The organism is Pontibacillus yanchengensis Y32, from assembly GCF_000770635.1.
GTDB lineage: Bacteria > Bacillota > Bacilli > Bacillales > BH030062 > Pontibacillus > Pontibacillus yanchengensis.
In genome coordinates, this window is the sequence record NZ_AVBF01000050.1 from 1 (window position 1) to 16,665 (window position 16,665).

Here is a 16,665-nt window from a genome sequence, read left to right on the forward strand (position 1 = left end):
TTATCTCGAATCCAAGTCTTCAAGATTATGCCTCTTATATGGAATAACAGATAATATCATATACATACTTTGCTTATAGATTAAATTGAACGAATCGCTTACACTATCTATTTCGTGTATAATGTTAGTAAGAATGTTAGCTGGAAAGGAAGATTGTTGTGTTTCGCTGGTTGTTGTTATTAATTATTATAGTACCGGCTATGGAAATAGGGATATTAGTTTGGGCTGGCAATTTAATAGGACCCTGGTGGGTTATTCTGTTAATTATTTCTACAGGTATTCTTGGAGCTTATTTAGCAAAGCAACAAGGGCTAGAAACGATAAATAGAGCACGTGACAATGTTCAAATGGGGATGACTCCCCAGGATGAGATGATAAATGGCGTATGCATCTTAATTGGTGCTGCTGTGTTACTAACCCCAGGTTTTATCACAGATGCTATTGGATTCACATTGCTAATACCAGCAACTCGAGAGCCTATTAAAAAGGCACTTATGAAAGTTGTCCGAAAAATGATGGATAATGGCTCTATCACCATTTTTAGAAGGTAGAGAACAAAAGGAAAAGTGACCTTTATAGAATAGCGAATTAGATATATCTAGATTTATATCATAAAAGCCATATCGATATTTCGATATGGCTTTTATGATTATTCTTTATGCTTAGGGACCATAACAAAGCTCCATATCTCTTGTAATACTCCTGTTTGGAATAAGGTTTTGACAATAACAAGAAAAACGGGTCCTATAATCAAACCTAGAAAGCCAAACAATTGATATCCTACAAAGAGAGAGATAAGGGTTGCTAGTGGATCCAGACCAATATTTGTAGATAACACTTTTGGTTCCATCATTTGCCGTTGAATAATGACTACTATATATAAAATGGATAAACCAATTGTATGAAAGTAATTTCCTGTGAAAAACATAAAGATAATCCAAGGTACGAAAATTAAACCTGTGCCTAAATAAGGGAGTAAATCTACCGCGCCTGTGATAATAGCTATCGTGATGGCATAATCGACTTGTAGTATGAGTAACCCAATTAAAACGATGATGGCTGTGATAGAAATTAATGTAAATTGCGCTTTCATAAATCCAAATAGAGCGTTTTGTAAACCTCTAAATACATTACCGCTAGAACTCATGACCTTATCTGGTGTTAACGTCTTTATCTTATTTCCCCATCTGTACCAGTCTTTACTAATAAAAAATGTTCCTAATAAAGAAAATACAAGGACTGTTGCAAAATCAGGAATTTGCGATAACTTCTCGGGAAGCCATTTTAAGATGCTCTCAAGTAAATTGGCTCCACTTGCTGCAATATTCCCTCCAACATTTTCGATTTGCTTCATAATTTCCTTCTGATGACTTGGGTCCAATGTGTTTAACATGGATGTTAGCCTCTCATATATTGGGATAATTTGTGAGGCAATCAAATCCTCAAAATAACTAACCAATGTAGCAAAATCTTCAGGTATTCGTTCTGATAAGTATAGAGTCCCATTCACAAGTTCAACGATTAATAGAGTAATAACACCAATGATGATTGCTAGAATAACTAATATGGAAAGGAATACAGCCAAAGCTCTTGGCATCTTTCCTTTTGTTTCTAGAAAATTGACTAATGGATTCATAATAAAAGCGATTGCGATAGCGATAAGAAAAGGGTAAGTATATTGAGTGAATTGGATGATGATAAAAAGTCCAAAAACAATAATACATGCCACATATAAAAAGCGAGCGATGCGCCAGAAATTAAGCCAAAACTGGTCCATATCCATTATTAAAATACGTCCTTTCTTGTTTTGATTCAGTTATTCTATTTATTTCGATTAAAAATATAGGAACTCCTTCATATTAAAGTGAAGGTAACATGAAGGCTTGTACTTTATACATAATATGCAAGATGAAGTAGAAAAATATGGATTATTTTAACTGTTAAGGAAAATTAGAGTTTAATTCCCATCATGACAGTGAAAAATCTTAATATAGATTGGAAATATATTAGAATCATTTATTACCTATTCAATCAGACATCTGTCTATTTGTTCCAAATACTATTTTACGTGAGAGAATGCATGAATTTTATTAACATCTTCAAGTATATAAAGTAAATAACCTTACAGGTGTTTGTATGAATAGATAACAGAATAGGGACATTAAACAGAGAGTTTTTTTAAGGGAATTAAACGGTTTCAATTCACAAAAATCTGATATTTGTTTATAATTGAAGGTGGGGATAAATTCCTGAAAAAATTTTAATAATCATGTTAAGCGTTTTCTTATTTTACATAAGAGCGTATATGGGGAAACTATTCATGAAAAAGGAGAGAAACTATAATGGCAATGACAAAGGGTCTAGAAGGAATTGTTGCAACAGAATCATCCATTAGTTCCATTATTGATGACAAATTAACCTATGCAGGGTATAACATTGATGATTTAGCTCAAAATTCAAGCTTTGAAGAAGTTATCTATCTTCTTTGGTATAAAAAGCTTCCAACTAAAAGTGAATTAGATCAATTAAAGAGTGACTTAGCTAACGAAATGTCTATCCCACAACATGTGATAGATCATCTTAAATCATATGATTTAAAAACAGTTCACCCGATGGCTGCATTGCGTTCTGCTGTTTCAATTCTAGGATTACATGATGAGGAAGCAGACGTTATGGAAGATGAAGCGAACCAACGTAAAGCAGTCCGTATTCAAGCTAAAATTTCTACCGTTGTAACTGCTTTTGCACGTATTCGAAAAGGACAAGAGCCAATTCAACCAAAAGAGAACTTAAGTTTCGCGGCAAACTTCCTTTATATGCTTAATGGAGAAGAGCCAAAAGACTTAGAAGTAGAAGCAATAAACAAAGCACTTGTTCTACATGCAGACCATGAATTGAACGCATCAACATTTACAGCACGTGTATGTGTTGCAACTCTATCGGATATTTATAGTGGTATTACTGCTGCTATTGGCGCATTAAAAGGACCACTTCACGGTGGTGCAAACGAACGAGTGATGCAGATGCTTACAGAAATTGGTGATGAAGATAAAGCTATTGATTATATTAAAGAAAAATTAGAAAACAAAGAAAAGATCATGGGTATGGGTCACCGTGTATATGAAACTGGCGATCCACGTGCAAAACATTTAAGAGAAATGTCCAGTGAACTTACGAAGATTACTGGCAATACTAAATGGTACAATATGTCTGTTAAAATTGAAGAGTACATTAAAGAGCATAAAGGTTTACCAGCGAACGTGGACTTCTATTCCGCATCGGTTTATCACAGCCTAGGAATAGATCATGATCTATTCACACCACTATTTGCAGTAAGTCGTACTTCAGGGTGGTTGGCTCATATTCTTGAACAATATCAAGATAACCGTTTAATCCGTCCACGTGCAGAATACGTAGGCCCGAAAAATCAAACGTACACGCCAATTGAAGAGCGGTAAGAAGAAATGGGAACTTAGGATTCTTTTCTGAGTTTCCCAGTAAATTTTTGCTTCATCTATTGTTAATATCGTATGATATAAAATGTAATACAACTTTATGAATAGTACTAGGAGGTATTTATAGTGGCACAAGGAGAAAAGATTACTGTTACTAATGGAGAAATGACTGTACCTGATCATGCAATTATCCCATTTATTGAAGGGGACGGAATTGGTCCAGATATTTGGGCATCTGCAAAGAGAGTTATAGAAGCAGCTGTTCAAAAAGCATATGGTGACACAAAGAGCATTATTTGGAAAGAAGTGTACGCTGGTCAAAAAGCAAAGGATAACACTGGTGAGTGGTTACCAAATGAAACGCTTGAAACAATTCGTGACTACAAGATTGCTATTAAAGGTCCATTAACTACACCAATTGGTGGCGGAATTCGTTCATTAAATGTTGCCCTTCGCCAAGAATTAGACCTATTCACTTGTCTTCGTCCAGTACGTTGGTTCCAAGGCGTTCCATCTCCTGTAAAACATCCTGAAGATACAGATATGGTTATCTTCCGTGAAAACACAGAAGACATTTATGCGGGTATTGAATGGGAAAAAGGTACTCCAGAAGTGAAGAAAGTTATCGACTTCTTGCAAGATGAAATGGGTGTACATAATATTCGTTTCCCTGAAACTTCAGGAATCGGAATTAAACCAGTTTCTGAAGAGGGTACAAAACGTTTAGTTCGTTCTGCAATTGAGTATGCCCTTCGTGAAGGTCGTGAAAATGTAACATTAGTTCATAAAGGTAATATTATGAAATTTACGGAAGGCTCCTTCAAGGCATGGGGTTATGATGTAGCAGAGCAAGAATTTGGAGATAAAGTCTTCACATGGAGACAATATGATGAAATCGTAGAAAAAGAAGGTAAAGAAGCAGCAAACAAAGCGGAAGATGAAGCAAAAGCAGAAGGTAAAATCGTAGTAAAAGACGCTATTGCAGATATTTTCCTACAACAAATTCTACTTCGTCCTAAAGAATTTGATGTTGTAGCTACCATGAACCTAAACGGAGATTATATCTCTGATGCATTAGCTGCACAGGTTGGTGGAATTGGAATCGCTCCTGGAGCAAACATCAACTTTGAAACTGGACATGCTATCTTTGAAGCTACACATGGTACTGCTCCTAAGTATGCAGGTCAAGATAAAGTGAATCCTTCTTCTGTTATTCTTTCCGGTGTGCTAATGCTTGAGCACCTTGAGTGGAGAGAAGCAGCAGATCTTATTACAAAAGCAATGGACAAGACAATTGGTGAGAAGACAGTAACGTATGACTTTGCTCGTCAAATGGAAGGCGCTACTCAAGTACAGTGTTCTGAATTCGGCGATGCTCTAATCAAAAATATGGACGCATAAGTACTAAGTATCAGGAAGGGGATTTTTTATGGGTATTCAAAGAAGAAAAGTATCCGTAATTGGTGCGGGTTTCACTGGTGCAACAACAGCATTAATGATTGCTCAAAAAGAGCTTGCAGATGTAGTACTAGTTGATATTCCTGACCAAGAGCAACCCACACAAGGTAAAGCGCTAGATATGCTAGAGGCTAGCCCTGTTCAAGGTTTTGATTCCAACATTGTAGGTACTTCTAATTATGAAGATACAGAAGGTTCTGATCTTGTAATCATTACTGCTGGAATGGCTCGTAAGCCTGGTATGAGTCGTGATGATTTAGTGGCTACGAACTCGAAAATTATGAAGAGTGTGACACAACAAATTGTGAAATATTCTCCTGAAACAACAATCTTAGTTCTGACAAATCCAGTAGATGCTATGACTTACTCTGTATTTAAAGAGTCTGGATTTCCTAAACATCGCGTTATCGGACAGAGTGGTGTCCTGGATACAGCGCGTTTCCGTACATTCATTTCTCAAGAGCTTAACCTATCCGTAAAAGATATTACTGGATTTGTTTTAGGTGGTCATGGGGATGATATGGTACCATTAGTTCGTTATTCATACGCAGGTGGTATTCCTCTAGAGAAGTTGATTTCTCCAGAACGTCTTGAAGAAATTGTAGAACGTACGCGTAAAGGTGGAGGAGAAATCGTTGGACTTCTAGGTAACGGAAGTGCATACTATGCTCCTGCAGCTTCCTTAACAGAAATGGCTGAAGCGATTCTGAAAGATCAGCGTCGCGTACTTCCTGCTATTGCCTACCTTGAAGGTGAATATGGTTATAAAGACATCTACCTTGGTGTACCAACCATCTTAGGAGGAAATGGTATTGAACAAGTAATTGAACTTGATTTAACGGAAGATGAAAAAGCTCAACTAGATAAATCAGTTGAATCTGTTAAACATGTAATGAATGTAGTAGAATAAAATATAAGCATAGAAAAACTCGGCAAACACCGAGTTTTTCTATCACCACAAAAGAAAACGCTTTCATATAGGGGGTGGCATGTTGCTCGGAAAAAAACGCAAACTTGGTAAAAAGATGAAAGATATTCAAGTTGGAGAAACATATTCTACAAATGCCAAAATAGAGGATAAGGATTTACTTCTATTCCTAGGATTAACGGATGATGCAAATCCTTTGTACATTCAACATGATTATGCTTCACAGACACCTTTTAAGCGACCTATTGTACCAACAGTTATGCTAAATGGCATCGTGACATCAGCTATATCAATGCATCTACCTGGTCCTGGTTGTCATATTGTTGAAGAACACTTACATTATCCTAATCCTGTCCATCATTATGCTGAATTAGATGTATCATTAGAGGTCACTGAAATAGATCAAGAAAAGCATCTTGTTACAGTAAAGGTGATAGCTTTAGATGAAGAAGGAAAAGAAGTGATAAAAGGTACACTTAATGTATGTCCTGCATATGAACCAGAATCTATGAATGCAATATCATTAGAAAACTTTTACTAAGCAAATAGCTCAGGGTAATCTGTATAAATGAAAAACACTTTTATAGCAGTAGTTCAATTATAGTTAAGTACAGAGTCAAGTTGTACTAACGAATTGAGCTACTCTTTTTTTACGTAATCTATGTTTTTTCAATGGAATTTTCTATAGAAGAAATGTAATTAATGAAGTACAATCTTTAGTCATTGTTCGAAATTATTGGGGGGTTCCATTTCAAGTTGTATTTAGGTTTTGTTGGGAACAATCGATTCTAATAGGACCACAACCTCACACACGTGATGGAAAAGGTGTGATATTTAGGGAACTTTGTATATATTTGAAGAAATCTAGTACAATGAATGATAAATGTATATATAGGAAAAGTTTGGAGAAATCAACGGTTTTTATTAACGTTGCGAAAATTCTATGTAAATTTTTTGTAAACATATAATGCTTTGAGCAGATAGTGCTTTTGAAATTACGTACTTCATTGTATGATGAGGGTAGAAACTTGAAACTGAGGTGTTATGGATGGCTCAACATATATTAATCGTGGATGACGAAGAATCCATTGTTACATTATTAAAATACAATATAGAACAAGCAGGCTTTACAACGGAAGTAGCCTATACCGGTAAAGATGCATTAGACAAGGCAAATGAACAAGTATTTGACCTTATTGTATTGGATGTTATGTTACCAGAAATGGATGGAATGGAAGTTTGTAAGCAAATGCGTCAAAAACAAGTGCAGACTCCTATTCTTATGCTAACAGCAAAAGACGATGAATTTGATAAAGTACTAGGACTGGAATTAGGTGCAGATGACTATTTAACAAAACCATTTAGTCCACGAGAAGTAGTGGCAAGGATGAAAGCCATTTTACGACGAGTCACCTATCATTCAAATAGCTCAGAAGAAGAGCGAGAAAGCTTCAAAATAGCAGATTTAATGGTGTACCCGGAGCAATATGAAGCAACAGTTAAAGGGGAAGGTTTGATTCTTACACCTAAAGAGTTTGAATTACTTCTTTATTTAACTAGAAACAAAGGGCGTGTTCTATCAAGGGACCAACTTTTGAGTGCTGTCTGGAATTATGATTTTGTAGGTGATACACGTATTGTTGATGTTCATATCAGTCATTTAAGAGAGAAGATTGAACCTGATACGAAAAAGCCTGTCTACATTAAAACGATACGTGGATTAGGATATAAGATGGAGGACCCATCAAAAGATGCGTAAATATGACTCACGCCCTTTTTTAAGCTATTCTATATTAGCTATTGTTCTAATGCTTAGTTTAGGGCTTGTGCTAGCACAAATAACCAAAAATTTCGTTACAGATATAATTGAAGAACGTGTAAAAAATGATGCCCGTTATTTAGTAGAGTACATTGACTCGGCATCAGAAGTCTCACAACTTGAAGATCTTAGTAAGCAGTTGGATATAGGTATAGTATATAGAGAGAATAGTGAGATGGTATTAAACACTACGGAAGATATCCTTAATCCTACGAATGATGAACAAACAAGCATTCAAGATTTTATATCCAATTATGATAGTAATGAATACCCTCTAAATAAAGGCCAAATAAACGGTAACCTATTCTATTTTCCATTCCAAACCAATGCTCTTGATGGTACTTTAATCATGGTTATTAAAGTAACATCATTAACAAATATTACAAAAAATATTTGGTTAATCATTGGTATAACTGTGTTAATAGGGATTTTAGTAATGGCTACACTAGGTAGAAGTATTTTCGAAAAATATATAAAACCCATACGTTCAGCAGCACGTGTAGCTGATGAATTAGCACAAGGAAACTATCGAGCTCGTACATATGAAGGCAACTATGGAGAAGCTGCTCAATTAACGACTTCGATAAACGTTCTTGCGAGAAATCTTCAAGAGATGACCATGATGCAAGAAATGCAGAAGGATCGTTTGGAAGCAGTTATAAATAATATGGGTAATGGTTTAGTGCTCATAGACGAAAAAGGGTATGTACACCTAGTCAACAAAGCATTTCTTGAGAGCTTTGGAGGTGACTCTACAGATTATTTAGGTCACTTGTATTATCATGCCATTGAAGAAGAAGAAATTCATAAGGCAGTTAAAGAAGTGTTCATGACAGAAGAGCGTGTGCGGTATTCCTTTATACGTTCCTTACAAATTGAACGAAGATTTCTAGAAGTCTTGGGAGCTCCAATTATTAATGAATCCAATGTGTGGAAAGGTGTCGTTTTAGTATTCCACGACATCACAGAACTAAAAAATCTAGAACAAATGCGTAAAGACTTTGTTGCAAATGTGTCTCATGAATTAAAGACACCCATTACATCCATACGTGGCTTCTCTGAAACTTTATTAGATGGTGCCATGCAGGATGATGCACTACGAGAACAGTTTATAAACATTATTCTAAAAGAAAGCCAACGACTACAATCATTAATTCATGATTTGTTAGAGCTTTCTAAATTAGAAAAAGAGGAATTCCAACTAAATATAGAAAACGTGTATGTAAAGGGTATGATAGAAGACATCGTTCCTATAGTTGAACACCAAGCAGATGAAAAAGAAGTTCATTTAAAACAGCATTTAACAGAGGATGTCATGATTGAAGGGGATTCAGCGAGGTTAAAGCAAGTAGTCATCAATCTACTTACGAACGCTATTAATTATACTCCAAAAGGTGGAGATGTTTCTGTAACCTTAACTACCCATGAAACAGAAGTGGAAATAATGGTTACAGACAGTGGGGTAGGAATTCCTGAAGAAGATATTCCTCGTATTTTCGAGCGCTTTTATAGGGTTGATAAAGCTAGAAGTCGGAACTCTGGTGGTACAGGTCTTGGATTGGCAATAGTAAAACATATAGTCGAAGCTCATCATGGACATATAAAAGTACAAAGTGCTAACCAACAGGGGACGACATTCCGGATCTTCATACCAAAAAAATTTACAAAACATTAACAACTAATTAATCCTTCGTTTAAAATCTATTGATACAGTATTAATTGAAACCCTTTCATCCAAGGTGTTTTCTTTTTTTGGACGGAAGCCCATCCCGCTTCCGTCTTTTTTATGTTTTCATTTCTTTTATAAAGGAAGACTAATGTTGATTTTGGAATCTAAAAAGCATAATCTGGAATAAGGATTTTTGGTGCTGAGTGGTTGATTCGGTGGGAATTTACTCGCTTTCCGCGGACAATCGGTGAAGCCTCCTCGTTCGGCTTCGCCTCTCTGTGGGGTCTTCACACGATCGTTTTTCCGCAGGAGTCTCGCAAATTCCCACCAAATCAACGCCATGTTTAGGAGTCCTTATCAAAGAAGGTATTTCTTTTTTATTTGGATTAAGGGAAAGTTTCAACACTATTGACTCATATATTCAAGGCGGTAAAACATGCTAAAATCCCTTTGATATCAAGGAATTTAAGATTATCAACAGATTGACCAATTTGTTAACACCATAATACTTAACCTAGCACTAACTACGATGAATCCGTTATCCCTCATACCGATGGGCGGAGGGAAATGGTGAGACTCCTGCGGAAGAAGGGACAATGCGAGACCCCGCAGAGAGGCGTAGCCGAACGAGGAGGCTCGCATGTTCCTCCGCGGAAAGCGAACCATTTCACCGTAGCCCCTTCCTTACAAAAGTAACGGATTCAGCTTCACCAGTTTTCAAGATTATGATGCTTTATATGGAAGAACATTAAACTATATCATTATTATATCAACAACAAACTTTAACAAAGCCTAAGCTTATCCACAGAGGATAAGCTTTATTTATGTTTCATTGAACTCTTCATGCAGGTTGTCGTTATGAAACTGTTGATATCATATATTTCTTAATAATTTTCACATAATTTGAAACAAAAGTTATGTCAGACTCGTACATAGCTTGTAATGATATTGAAACATAAGGGGAGAGAACGTATGACATTAAGGCAAATCTATACATGGATTGCGATTTCGATTGGTATTGTAATACTCGCAATAGTTGGGACCACTAGTTGGTACACCGTAGACGAATCCGAACAGGCAGTCATTCTTACATTCGGAGAAGCGGAAGAAAGTATAACGAATCCTGGATTACACTTTAAAATGCCTTGGCCTATACAAGAAAAGACAAAGCTTTCTAAAGAGACGTTTAGTTTAAATTTTGGTTATGATCAGGGGCAGGATGATAAAGGGAAAGCCAATCAAGTTCAAATGATAACGGGCGATGAAAATATTGTACTAGCAGACCTGGTTGTACAATGGAAAATTACAGAACCAGCTCAATACTTATATCAATCCGCTCAACCAGAGTTAGTTTTAAACAACGCTACATCTGCTTCATTACGTCAAATTATTGGTACATCCAAGATTGATGATGCACTCACATCCGGAAAAGCGGAAATAGAAAATGAAGTGAGAGAGTTACTTGTATCTCTTGTAGAAGATTACAATATTGGTATTTCTGTGATCGATGTGAAACTACAAGAAGTGGACTTACCAAATTCTGAAGTAAGAACAGCCTTTACCAAGGTAACGGATGCAAGAGAAACAATGAACACAAAAATAAATGAAGCCAAAAAGTACAAGAATGAAAAGTATGAAGAAGCGTTAGGAGAAAAAGATGCCATCATCTCACGTTCAGAGGGTGCTAAAGTAGCTCGAATAGAGGAAGCGAAGGGTGATGTAGCTCAATTTGACGCTTTATATACAGAGTATGAAAATTCCCCAACTGTTACAGAAAACCGTCTTGTAATTGAAACGTTAGAAGATGTGTTACCTCAAGCTAATGTATATATCATGAACGATGATGGCAATACAGTTAAATACTTACCAATTGGTAATAGTCAAGTTCAATCGTTACCTCAACAACAAACACCAAAGCAAGAACAGGATGGGGGATCTAATAATGAGTGATGAAAATGTAGTAGATGTGGGAAACAGTTCATCAAACAAGAACTATAGGAAGTATATTAAAGCAGGTGTTTCCTTACTTGTACTTATACTTTTATTGTCTGTCTTGTTTACAAGTATGATGATTGTTAAAGAGGGAGAGTACAAAGTAGTTCGTCAATTTGGAGAAGTGGTGTCTATTAAAGAAGAACCTGGTCTTCACTTTAAAGTGCCATTCTTACAAACTGCCACCACCTTACCGAAGAAAAAACAAGTATATGACGTAGCTCAGAAAGAGATTAATACATTAGATAAAAAACGAATGATTATTGATAACTATGCAGTATGGCAAATAACAGATCCACAGAATATGATTGAAAACGCAAGAACGGTTATAAATGCTGAAGCTCGAATGGGAGAGTTTATTTTTTCTGTTATTCGGACTCAACTCGGTCAAATGAATTATGAGGAAATAATCAATGATGAAAAATCATCAAGAGGGAATATTAATATTCGTGTGACGGAACAGGTGAATGAATTATTGTCGCGATACAATTATGGTATTCAGGTGGATGACGTCCGTATTAAACGCACAGATCTTCCTGATGAGAACGAGCAGTCTGTTTACCGTCGTATGATTTCAGAACGTGAAACGAAAGCTCAGGAATATCTGTCAAAAGGGGAAGCAGAAAAGAACCGTATCATTGCTCAAACAGATCGTGAAGTTCAAGAAATGCTAGCAAAAGCTAATAAAGATGCTGCTGAGATTCGTGCACAAGGTGAGCAAGAGGCAGCGCAAATCTATAATGAGTCCTTTCAAAAAGATGAAGATTTCTATAGACTATACCGGACGCTGGAGTCTTATAAGAAAACAATTGATGGCGAAACAACCATTATTCTTCCTCAAGATTCACCATATGCACAAACACTATCAGGGTATTTAGGGCAATAACGAAAGGGGGCGTTTTTTTCTTCTATGACCGAACATGGTAAAATAGGAGAAAATAACGCCTTTTTTAAAAGTGAAGAAAGCAATTGCTCGTCTCTAATACTTAGAAACAAGTGAGGTCGCGGTGGGTGTCCAACGCTTTTCTTTTTACTTTTAAAAGGACAAAACATATAGATGGAAACACTAGCCTAAAACGAATATAAAGGAGTTCTATTGATGTCGAAAAAACTAATATTAATTGATGGGAATAGTATCGCTTACCGTGCTTTTTTTGCATTGCCACTATTGAACAATGATAAAGGTGTACATACAAATGCGGTATATGGTTTTACAACTATGCTACTTAAAATTTTAGAGGAAGAACAGCCAAGCCATGCTCTTGTAGCATTTGACGCAGGAAAAACCACATTCCGTCATAAAACCTACGAAGAATATAAAGGTGGACGACAGAAAACACCACCTGAATTGTCTGAGCAGTTTCCATTAGTAAGAGAGTTATTGGATGCCTTTCAAATCTCCCACTATGAACTAGACCAATATGAAGCGGATGATATTATAGGTACACTAGCTAGAAGAGGAGAACAAGATGGTTTCGAGGTAAAGGTGATTAGTGGAGACCGGGATTTATTGCAACTCGTATCCGACCAGGTGTCTGTTGCTTTAACGAAAAAAGGGATTACAAATGTGGAAACTTATACACCTTCCTTTATGAAAGAAAAAATGGAGATTGACCCTGAACAAATAATTGACTTAAAAGCACTTATGGGCGATAGCTCCGATAACATTCCAGGGGTGCCTGGAGTTGGTGAGAAAACGGCTGTTAAACTATTACACCAATTTGAAACCTTAGATCAAGTATTTGCAAATGTAGAAGATGTAAGTGGTAAGAAGCTAAAAGAGAAGTTACAGAATCATAAAGATGATGCTTTCATGAGCAAGGAACTCGTTACGATTGATATTCAAGCTCCAATTACAGTGAAATTAGATGAAATTCATTATAATGGCTACGATTCTACTAAGGTTGCTCACTTCTTCCGAGATCTTGGATTCCATTCCCTCCTTGGACGTATTAATGAAGATGAAGAAGGTGCAGAAGAAGTGCAAGAAGCACTTCCGAATATTGATGTAACCATTGTCGAATCAGTTGATGAAACGATGTTAGAAGATCACTCAGCCCTTGTTGTAGAGATGTTACATGATAATTATCATACGTCCTCTATTGAAGGTATTGGGATAGTAAATGATACTGGCACCTACTTTATTCCAACTGATGTTGCTATGGAATCAGACCTTTTTAAACAATGGGCACAAGATATAACGAAGAAAAAGTGGGTTTTTGACGCTAAAAAGACACTGGTAGCTCTGAAACGATTCGATATCGATATTAAAGGAATAGAATTTGATTTACTTATTGCTTCATACTTGATAAATCCTTCTGAAAACCATCATGATATACCTTCTATTAGTCATCGCATGGATAAAAAGGGGATTGCTTATGATGAAGAAGTCTATGGAAAAGGCGCCAAGCTGAAGGTTCCTGAACAAAATTCGCTAGCAGATCATGTAGGTCGAAAAACAACTATGCTATACGAAATGAAAGAGCCTGTTGAAAGCAGGCTACGTGAAAACAGTCAATGGGAACTGTATCATGAGTTAGAGATGCCTTTATCTCTTATTCTTGGTGAAATGGAACATTTAGGGGTAGCCGTTGATGTTGAACAACTTGAAAATATGGGAGAAGAGCTACAGCGACGTTTGTCTGAGATAGAAGAAGAAGTATATGAATTGGCCGGTGAAACGTTTAACTTGAATTCTCCCAAACAGCTAGGACCTATTTTATTTGAAAAGCTTGAACTTCCAGTTATCAAAAAAACAAAAACCGGTTACTCTACATCTGCTGATATATTAGAGCAACTAGCGGATAAGCATGAGATTATCCCAAAAATATTACTATACCGACAACTTGGGAAACTTCAATCCACATACATTGAAGGATTATTGAAAGTAGTAGATGGTCAAACAAACAAAATCCATACAAGATTTAATCAAGCTTTAACGCAAACTGGACGTTTAAGCTCGACTGAGCCGAACCTTCAGAACATACCCATTCGTCTAGAAGAAGGCCGTAGAATTAGACAAGCCTTTATTCCATCCGAAGATGGGTGGAAAATTTTCTCGGCAGACTACTCTCAAATCGAATTAAGAGTGTTGGCTCATATAGCAAATGACGAGAAATTGATTCAAGCATTCAATGATAATGAGGACATTCATACCAAAACAGCTATGGACGTTTTCCATGTGGATAAAGATGAGGTTACGGATCAAATGAGAAGACAAGCGAAAGCCGTAAATTTTGGCATCGTCTACGGAATAAGTGATTATGGATTATCTCAAAGCCTAGGGATAACGCGAAAAGAAGCAAAGAAATTTATTGACCGTTACTTAGAAAGTTATCCGGGAGTAAAAGAGTACATGGATGACGTTGTTCAAGAAGCAAAGCAACAAGGATATGTGACAACATTAATGATGCGTCGCAGGTATTTACCTGACCTTACGAGTCGTAACTTTAACCGTAGAAGTGCTGCTGAACGAACAGCAATGAATACACCTATTCAGGGAACTGCAGCTGATATTATCAAACAAGCAATGATTGACTTGTATCACAAGTTAGAAGATGAAAAGTTAGAAGCGCGCATACTTCTCCAAGTACATGACGAATTAATCTTAGAAGCTCCGAAACATGAATTAGAAACATTAAAAGAACTAGTCACCGAAGTTATGGAAAAAACAGTATCATTACAAGTACCATTAAAAGTTGATCATGCTTATGGTGATACATGGTACGATGCAAAATAAGGAGAGAAAGCGTACATGCCAGAATTGCCTGAAGTGGAAACAATCAAGAAGACATTAGAGTACATGGTCATTGGGAAAACCATTAAAAACGTTAGCCTTTATTGGCCAAAGATGATTAAACATCCAGATGATAGCGAAGAATTCATCAACTTGATAAAGGGACAAACGATAAATCGATTAGATCGTAGAGGGAAATTCTTGTTATTTTACTTAGATACACACGTTTTGATTTCCCATCTTCGAATGGAAGGAAAATATGGGGTTTTCAGTTCGGAGACTCCTCTTGCAAAACATACTCATGTTCGATTTCTCTTGGATGATGAACAAGAACTTCGTTATCAAGATGTACGCAAATTTGGGACGCTGCATTTATATAATATTGGGGAAGAATTTAGTAATCCTCCATTGGAACAACTGGGTCCTGAGCCATTTGAGGAAGGCTTTAGTATTCAATACCTTCATACCAAACTAAGACGTACGAATCGTCATATAAAGACAGCTTTACTAGATCAAACCATTCTAGCGGGATTAGGGAACATATATGTAGATGAGGCCTTGTTTAGAGCAGCTATCCATCCATTGCGTATAGCTTCTGGTATATCTGAAAAAGAAGTACGTTCCTTACATCGTTCTATACAGCAAACTCTTCGTGAAGCAGTTGATCAAGGTGGAACCACTATTCGTTCTTACGTGAATACACAAGGACAAATTGGAATGTTTCAGCAACAATTAAACGTTTATGGGCGAGAAGAAGAAAGTTGTAAGATTTGCTCAACTCCTATTACCAAAATGAAAGTAGGAGGAAGAGGGACTCATGTCTGTTTAACCTGTCAGAAAGAGAACGTATAGATAAAAATCACAAACATCTATCTTAAAGAATTTATTGAACATGTGGTCAAGGCACAGTGAATAGACTCCTTCCATATACTATTTTAGATTATAGGTGGAAGGAGCCAGCATATGCCTGACATCATGACGTTATTCCTTCTTGCATTTGCAGTTAGTTTAGACAGCTTTACGGTTGGCTTTACTTATGGAATGAGAAAAGTAGGGTTATCGTATCGAGTGATTTTTATCATTGCAGGAGTATCAGCCTTAACGTTTTTTATTGCGATGTTAATCGGTAAGACCATAGCTGTATTCTTGTCACCTCATTTAACAGAGGTGATTGGAGGGAGCATCTTAATTCTTATTGGGATTTGGGTAATTTACCAGTTCTTTAGAAGCAATAAAACTACCCAATCCAATGAACAGCTAACCCCATATTTATTTAAAATGGAGATAAAATCACTAGGAATAGTTATTCAAATCTTGAAAAAACCAATGAGTGCTGACATTGACCGTTCTGGTTCGATTAATGGAATCGAGGCTCTATTACTTGGCGTTGCCTTATCCCTAGATGCATTTGGAGCGGGGGTAGGGGCTGCCATGTTTGGGTTTACTCCTTTTCACACTGCACTAATTATTGCATTTATGAGTAGCTTCTTCTTATGGGTAGGCTTGAAAAGTGGATATTGGCTATCTTATTGGCGTTGGTTAGACCGACTTTCATTCGTACCAGGTGTACTCTTAATTGTATTAGGTGTTATGAAAATGACGTAATTG

General features: G+C 36.5%; 13 protein-coding genes. 12 read left to right on the forward strand and 1 reads right to left on the reverse strand.

Going from position 1 to position 16,665, the window contains the following annotated elements; genetic code table 11:
• The first annotated feature begins 170 nt into the window (after positions 1–170).
• Complete coding sequence (locus tag N782_RS15310) at positions 171–551, forward strand: FxsA family protein (RefSeq protein WP_338048264.1); 381 nt, start codon at positions 171–173, stop codon at positions 549–551.
• Between the two features lie 98 nt (positions 552–649).
• Here the strand turns inward: N782_RS15310 and ytvI are convergent, their stop codons facing one another.
• Positions 650–1,777, reverse strand: coding sequence for a sporulation integral membrane protein YtvI (gene ytvI, locus N782_RS15315; protein WP_036822116.1), 1,128 nt, complete (start codon positions 1,775–1,777; stop codon positions 650–652).
• Between the two features lie 565 nt (positions 1,778–2,342).
• Between ytvI and citZ the strand changes: the two genes are divergently transcribed.
• The 11 genes from citZ (at position 2,343) to ytaF (ending at position 16,662) form a co-directional block, all read left to right on the forward strand.
• Positions 2,343–3,458, forward strand: a complete 1,116-nt coding sequence (gene citZ, locus N782_RS15320; RefSeq protein WP_202595702.1) for a citrate synthase — start codon at positions 2,343–2,345, stop codon at positions 3,456–3,458.
• A gap of 123 nt (positions 3,459–3,581) precedes the next feature.
• Complete coding sequence (gene icd, locus N782_RS15325; protein WP_036822058.1) at positions 3,582–4,856, forward strand: NADP-dependent isocitrate dehydrogenase; 1,275 nt, start codon at positions 3,582–3,584, stop codon at positions 4,854–4,856.
• Between the two features lie 28 nt (positions 4,857–4,884).
• Positions 4,885–5,823, forward strand: a complete 939-nt coding sequence (gene mdh / locus N782_RS15330) for a malate dehydrogenase (RefSeq protein WP_036822060.1) — start codon at positions 4,885–4,887, stop codon at positions 5,821–5,823.
• 79 nt (positions 5,824–5,902) lie between these two features.
• Positions 5,903–6,382 carry a MaoC/PaaZ C-terminal domain-containing protein gene (locus N782_RS15335; protein ID WP_036822062.1) on the forward strand — a complete coding sequence of 160 codons (480 nt, stop codon included), beginning with the start codon at positions 5,903–5,905 and terminating at the stop codon, positions 6,380–6,382.
• Positions 6,383–6,889: 507 nt separating this feature from the next.
• Positions 6,890–7,600 (forward strand): response regulator transcription factor, encoded by a 711-nt coding sequence (locus N782_RS15340; protein WP_036822065.1) that lies wholly within the window; start codon positions 6,890–6,892, stop codon positions 7,598–7,600.
• Positions 7,593–9,335: a two-component system histidine kinase PnpS gene (gene pnpS, locus N782_RS15345; protein ID WP_036822068.1), complete on the forward strand. Its 1,743-nt coding sequence runs from the start codon at positions 7,593–7,595 to the stop codon at positions 9,333–9,335. The genes N782_RS15340 and pnpS overlap by 8 nt, the downstream gene beginning before the upstream one ends.
• Positions 9,336–10,301: 966 nt before the next feature.
• Positions 10,302–11,279 carry an FtsH protease activity modulator HflK gene (gene hflK, locus N782_RS15350; protein WP_036822070.1) on the forward strand — a complete coding sequence of 326 codons (978 nt, stop codon included), beginning with the start codon at positions 10,302–10,304 and terminating at the stop codon, positions 11,277–11,279.
• On the forward strand, positions 11,272–12,207 hold the full coding sequence (hflC, locus tag N782_RS15355) for a protease modulator HflC (protein ID WP_036822074.1): 936 nt from the start codon (positions 11,272–11,274) through the stop codon (positions 12,205–12,207). The genes hflK and hflC overlap by 8 nt, the downstream gene beginning before the upstream one ends.
• A gap of 213 nt (positions 12,208–12,420) precedes the next feature.
• Complete coding sequence (polA, locus tag N782_RS15360) at positions 12,421–15,060, forward strand: DNA polymerase I (protein WP_036822077.1); 2,640 nt, start codon at positions 12,421–12,423, stop codon at positions 15,058–15,060.
• 15 nt (positions 15,061–15,075) lie between these two features.
• Positions 15,076–15,909 (forward strand): DNA-formamidopyrimidine glycosylase, encoded by an 834-nt coding sequence (gene mutM, locus N782_RS15365; protein WP_036822080.1) that lies wholly within the window; start codon positions 15,076–15,078, stop codon positions 15,907–15,909.
• Between the two features lie 111 nt (positions 15,910–16,020).
• Positions 16,021–16,662, forward strand: a complete 642-nt coding sequence (gene ytaF, locus N782_RS15370; protein ID WP_036822083.1) for a sporulation membrane protein YtaF — start codon at positions 16,021–16,023, stop codon at positions 16,660–16,662.
• Positions 16,663–16,665: the final 3 nt, after the last annotated feature.

Excerpts from the sequence above, each read along its gene's own strand:
- N782_RS15335 (WP_036822062.1), top strand. The coding sequence starts at position 5,903 with ATGTTGCTCGGAAAAAAACGCAAACTTGGTAAAAAGATGAAAGATATT.
- mdh (WP_036822060.1), top strand. The coding sequence starts at position 4,885 with ATGGGTATTCAAAGAAGAAAAGTATCCGTAATTGGTGCGGGTTTCACT.
- hflC (WP_036822074.1), top strand. The coding sequence starts at position 11,272 with ATGAGTGATGAAAATGTAGTAGATGTGGGAAACAGTTCATCAAACAAG.
- mutM (WP_036822080.1), top strand. The coding sequence starts at position 15,076 with ATGCCAGAATTGCCTGAAGTGGAAACAATCAAGAAGACATTAGAGTAC.
- polA (WP_036822077.1), top strand. The coding sequence starts at position 12,421 with ATGTCGAAAAAACTAATATTAATTGATGGGAATAGTATCGCTTACCGT.
- pnpS (WP_036822068.1), top strand. The coding sequence starts at position 7,593 with ATGCGTAAATATGACTCACGCCCTTTTTTAAGCTATTCTATATTAGCT.
- N782_RS15340 (WP_036822065.1), top strand. The coding sequence starts at position 6,890 with ATGGCTCAACATATATTAATCGTGGATGACGAAGAATCCATTGTTACA.
- ytaF (WP_036822083.1), top strand. The coding sequence starts at position 16,021 with ATGCCTGACATCATGACGTTATTCCTTCTTGCATTTGCAGTTAGTTTA.
- hflK (WP_036822070.1), top strand. The coding sequence starts at position 10,302 with ATGACATTAAGGCAAATCTATACATGGATTGCGATTTCGATTGGTATT.
- ytvI (WP_036822116.1), bottom strand. The coding sequence starts at position 1,777 with ATGGACCAGTTTTGGCTTAATTTCTGGCGCATCGCTCGCTTTTTATAT.
- citZ (WP_202595702.1), top strand. The coding sequence starts at position 2,343 with ATGGCAATGACAAAGGGTCTAGAAGGAATTGTTGCAACAGAATCATCC.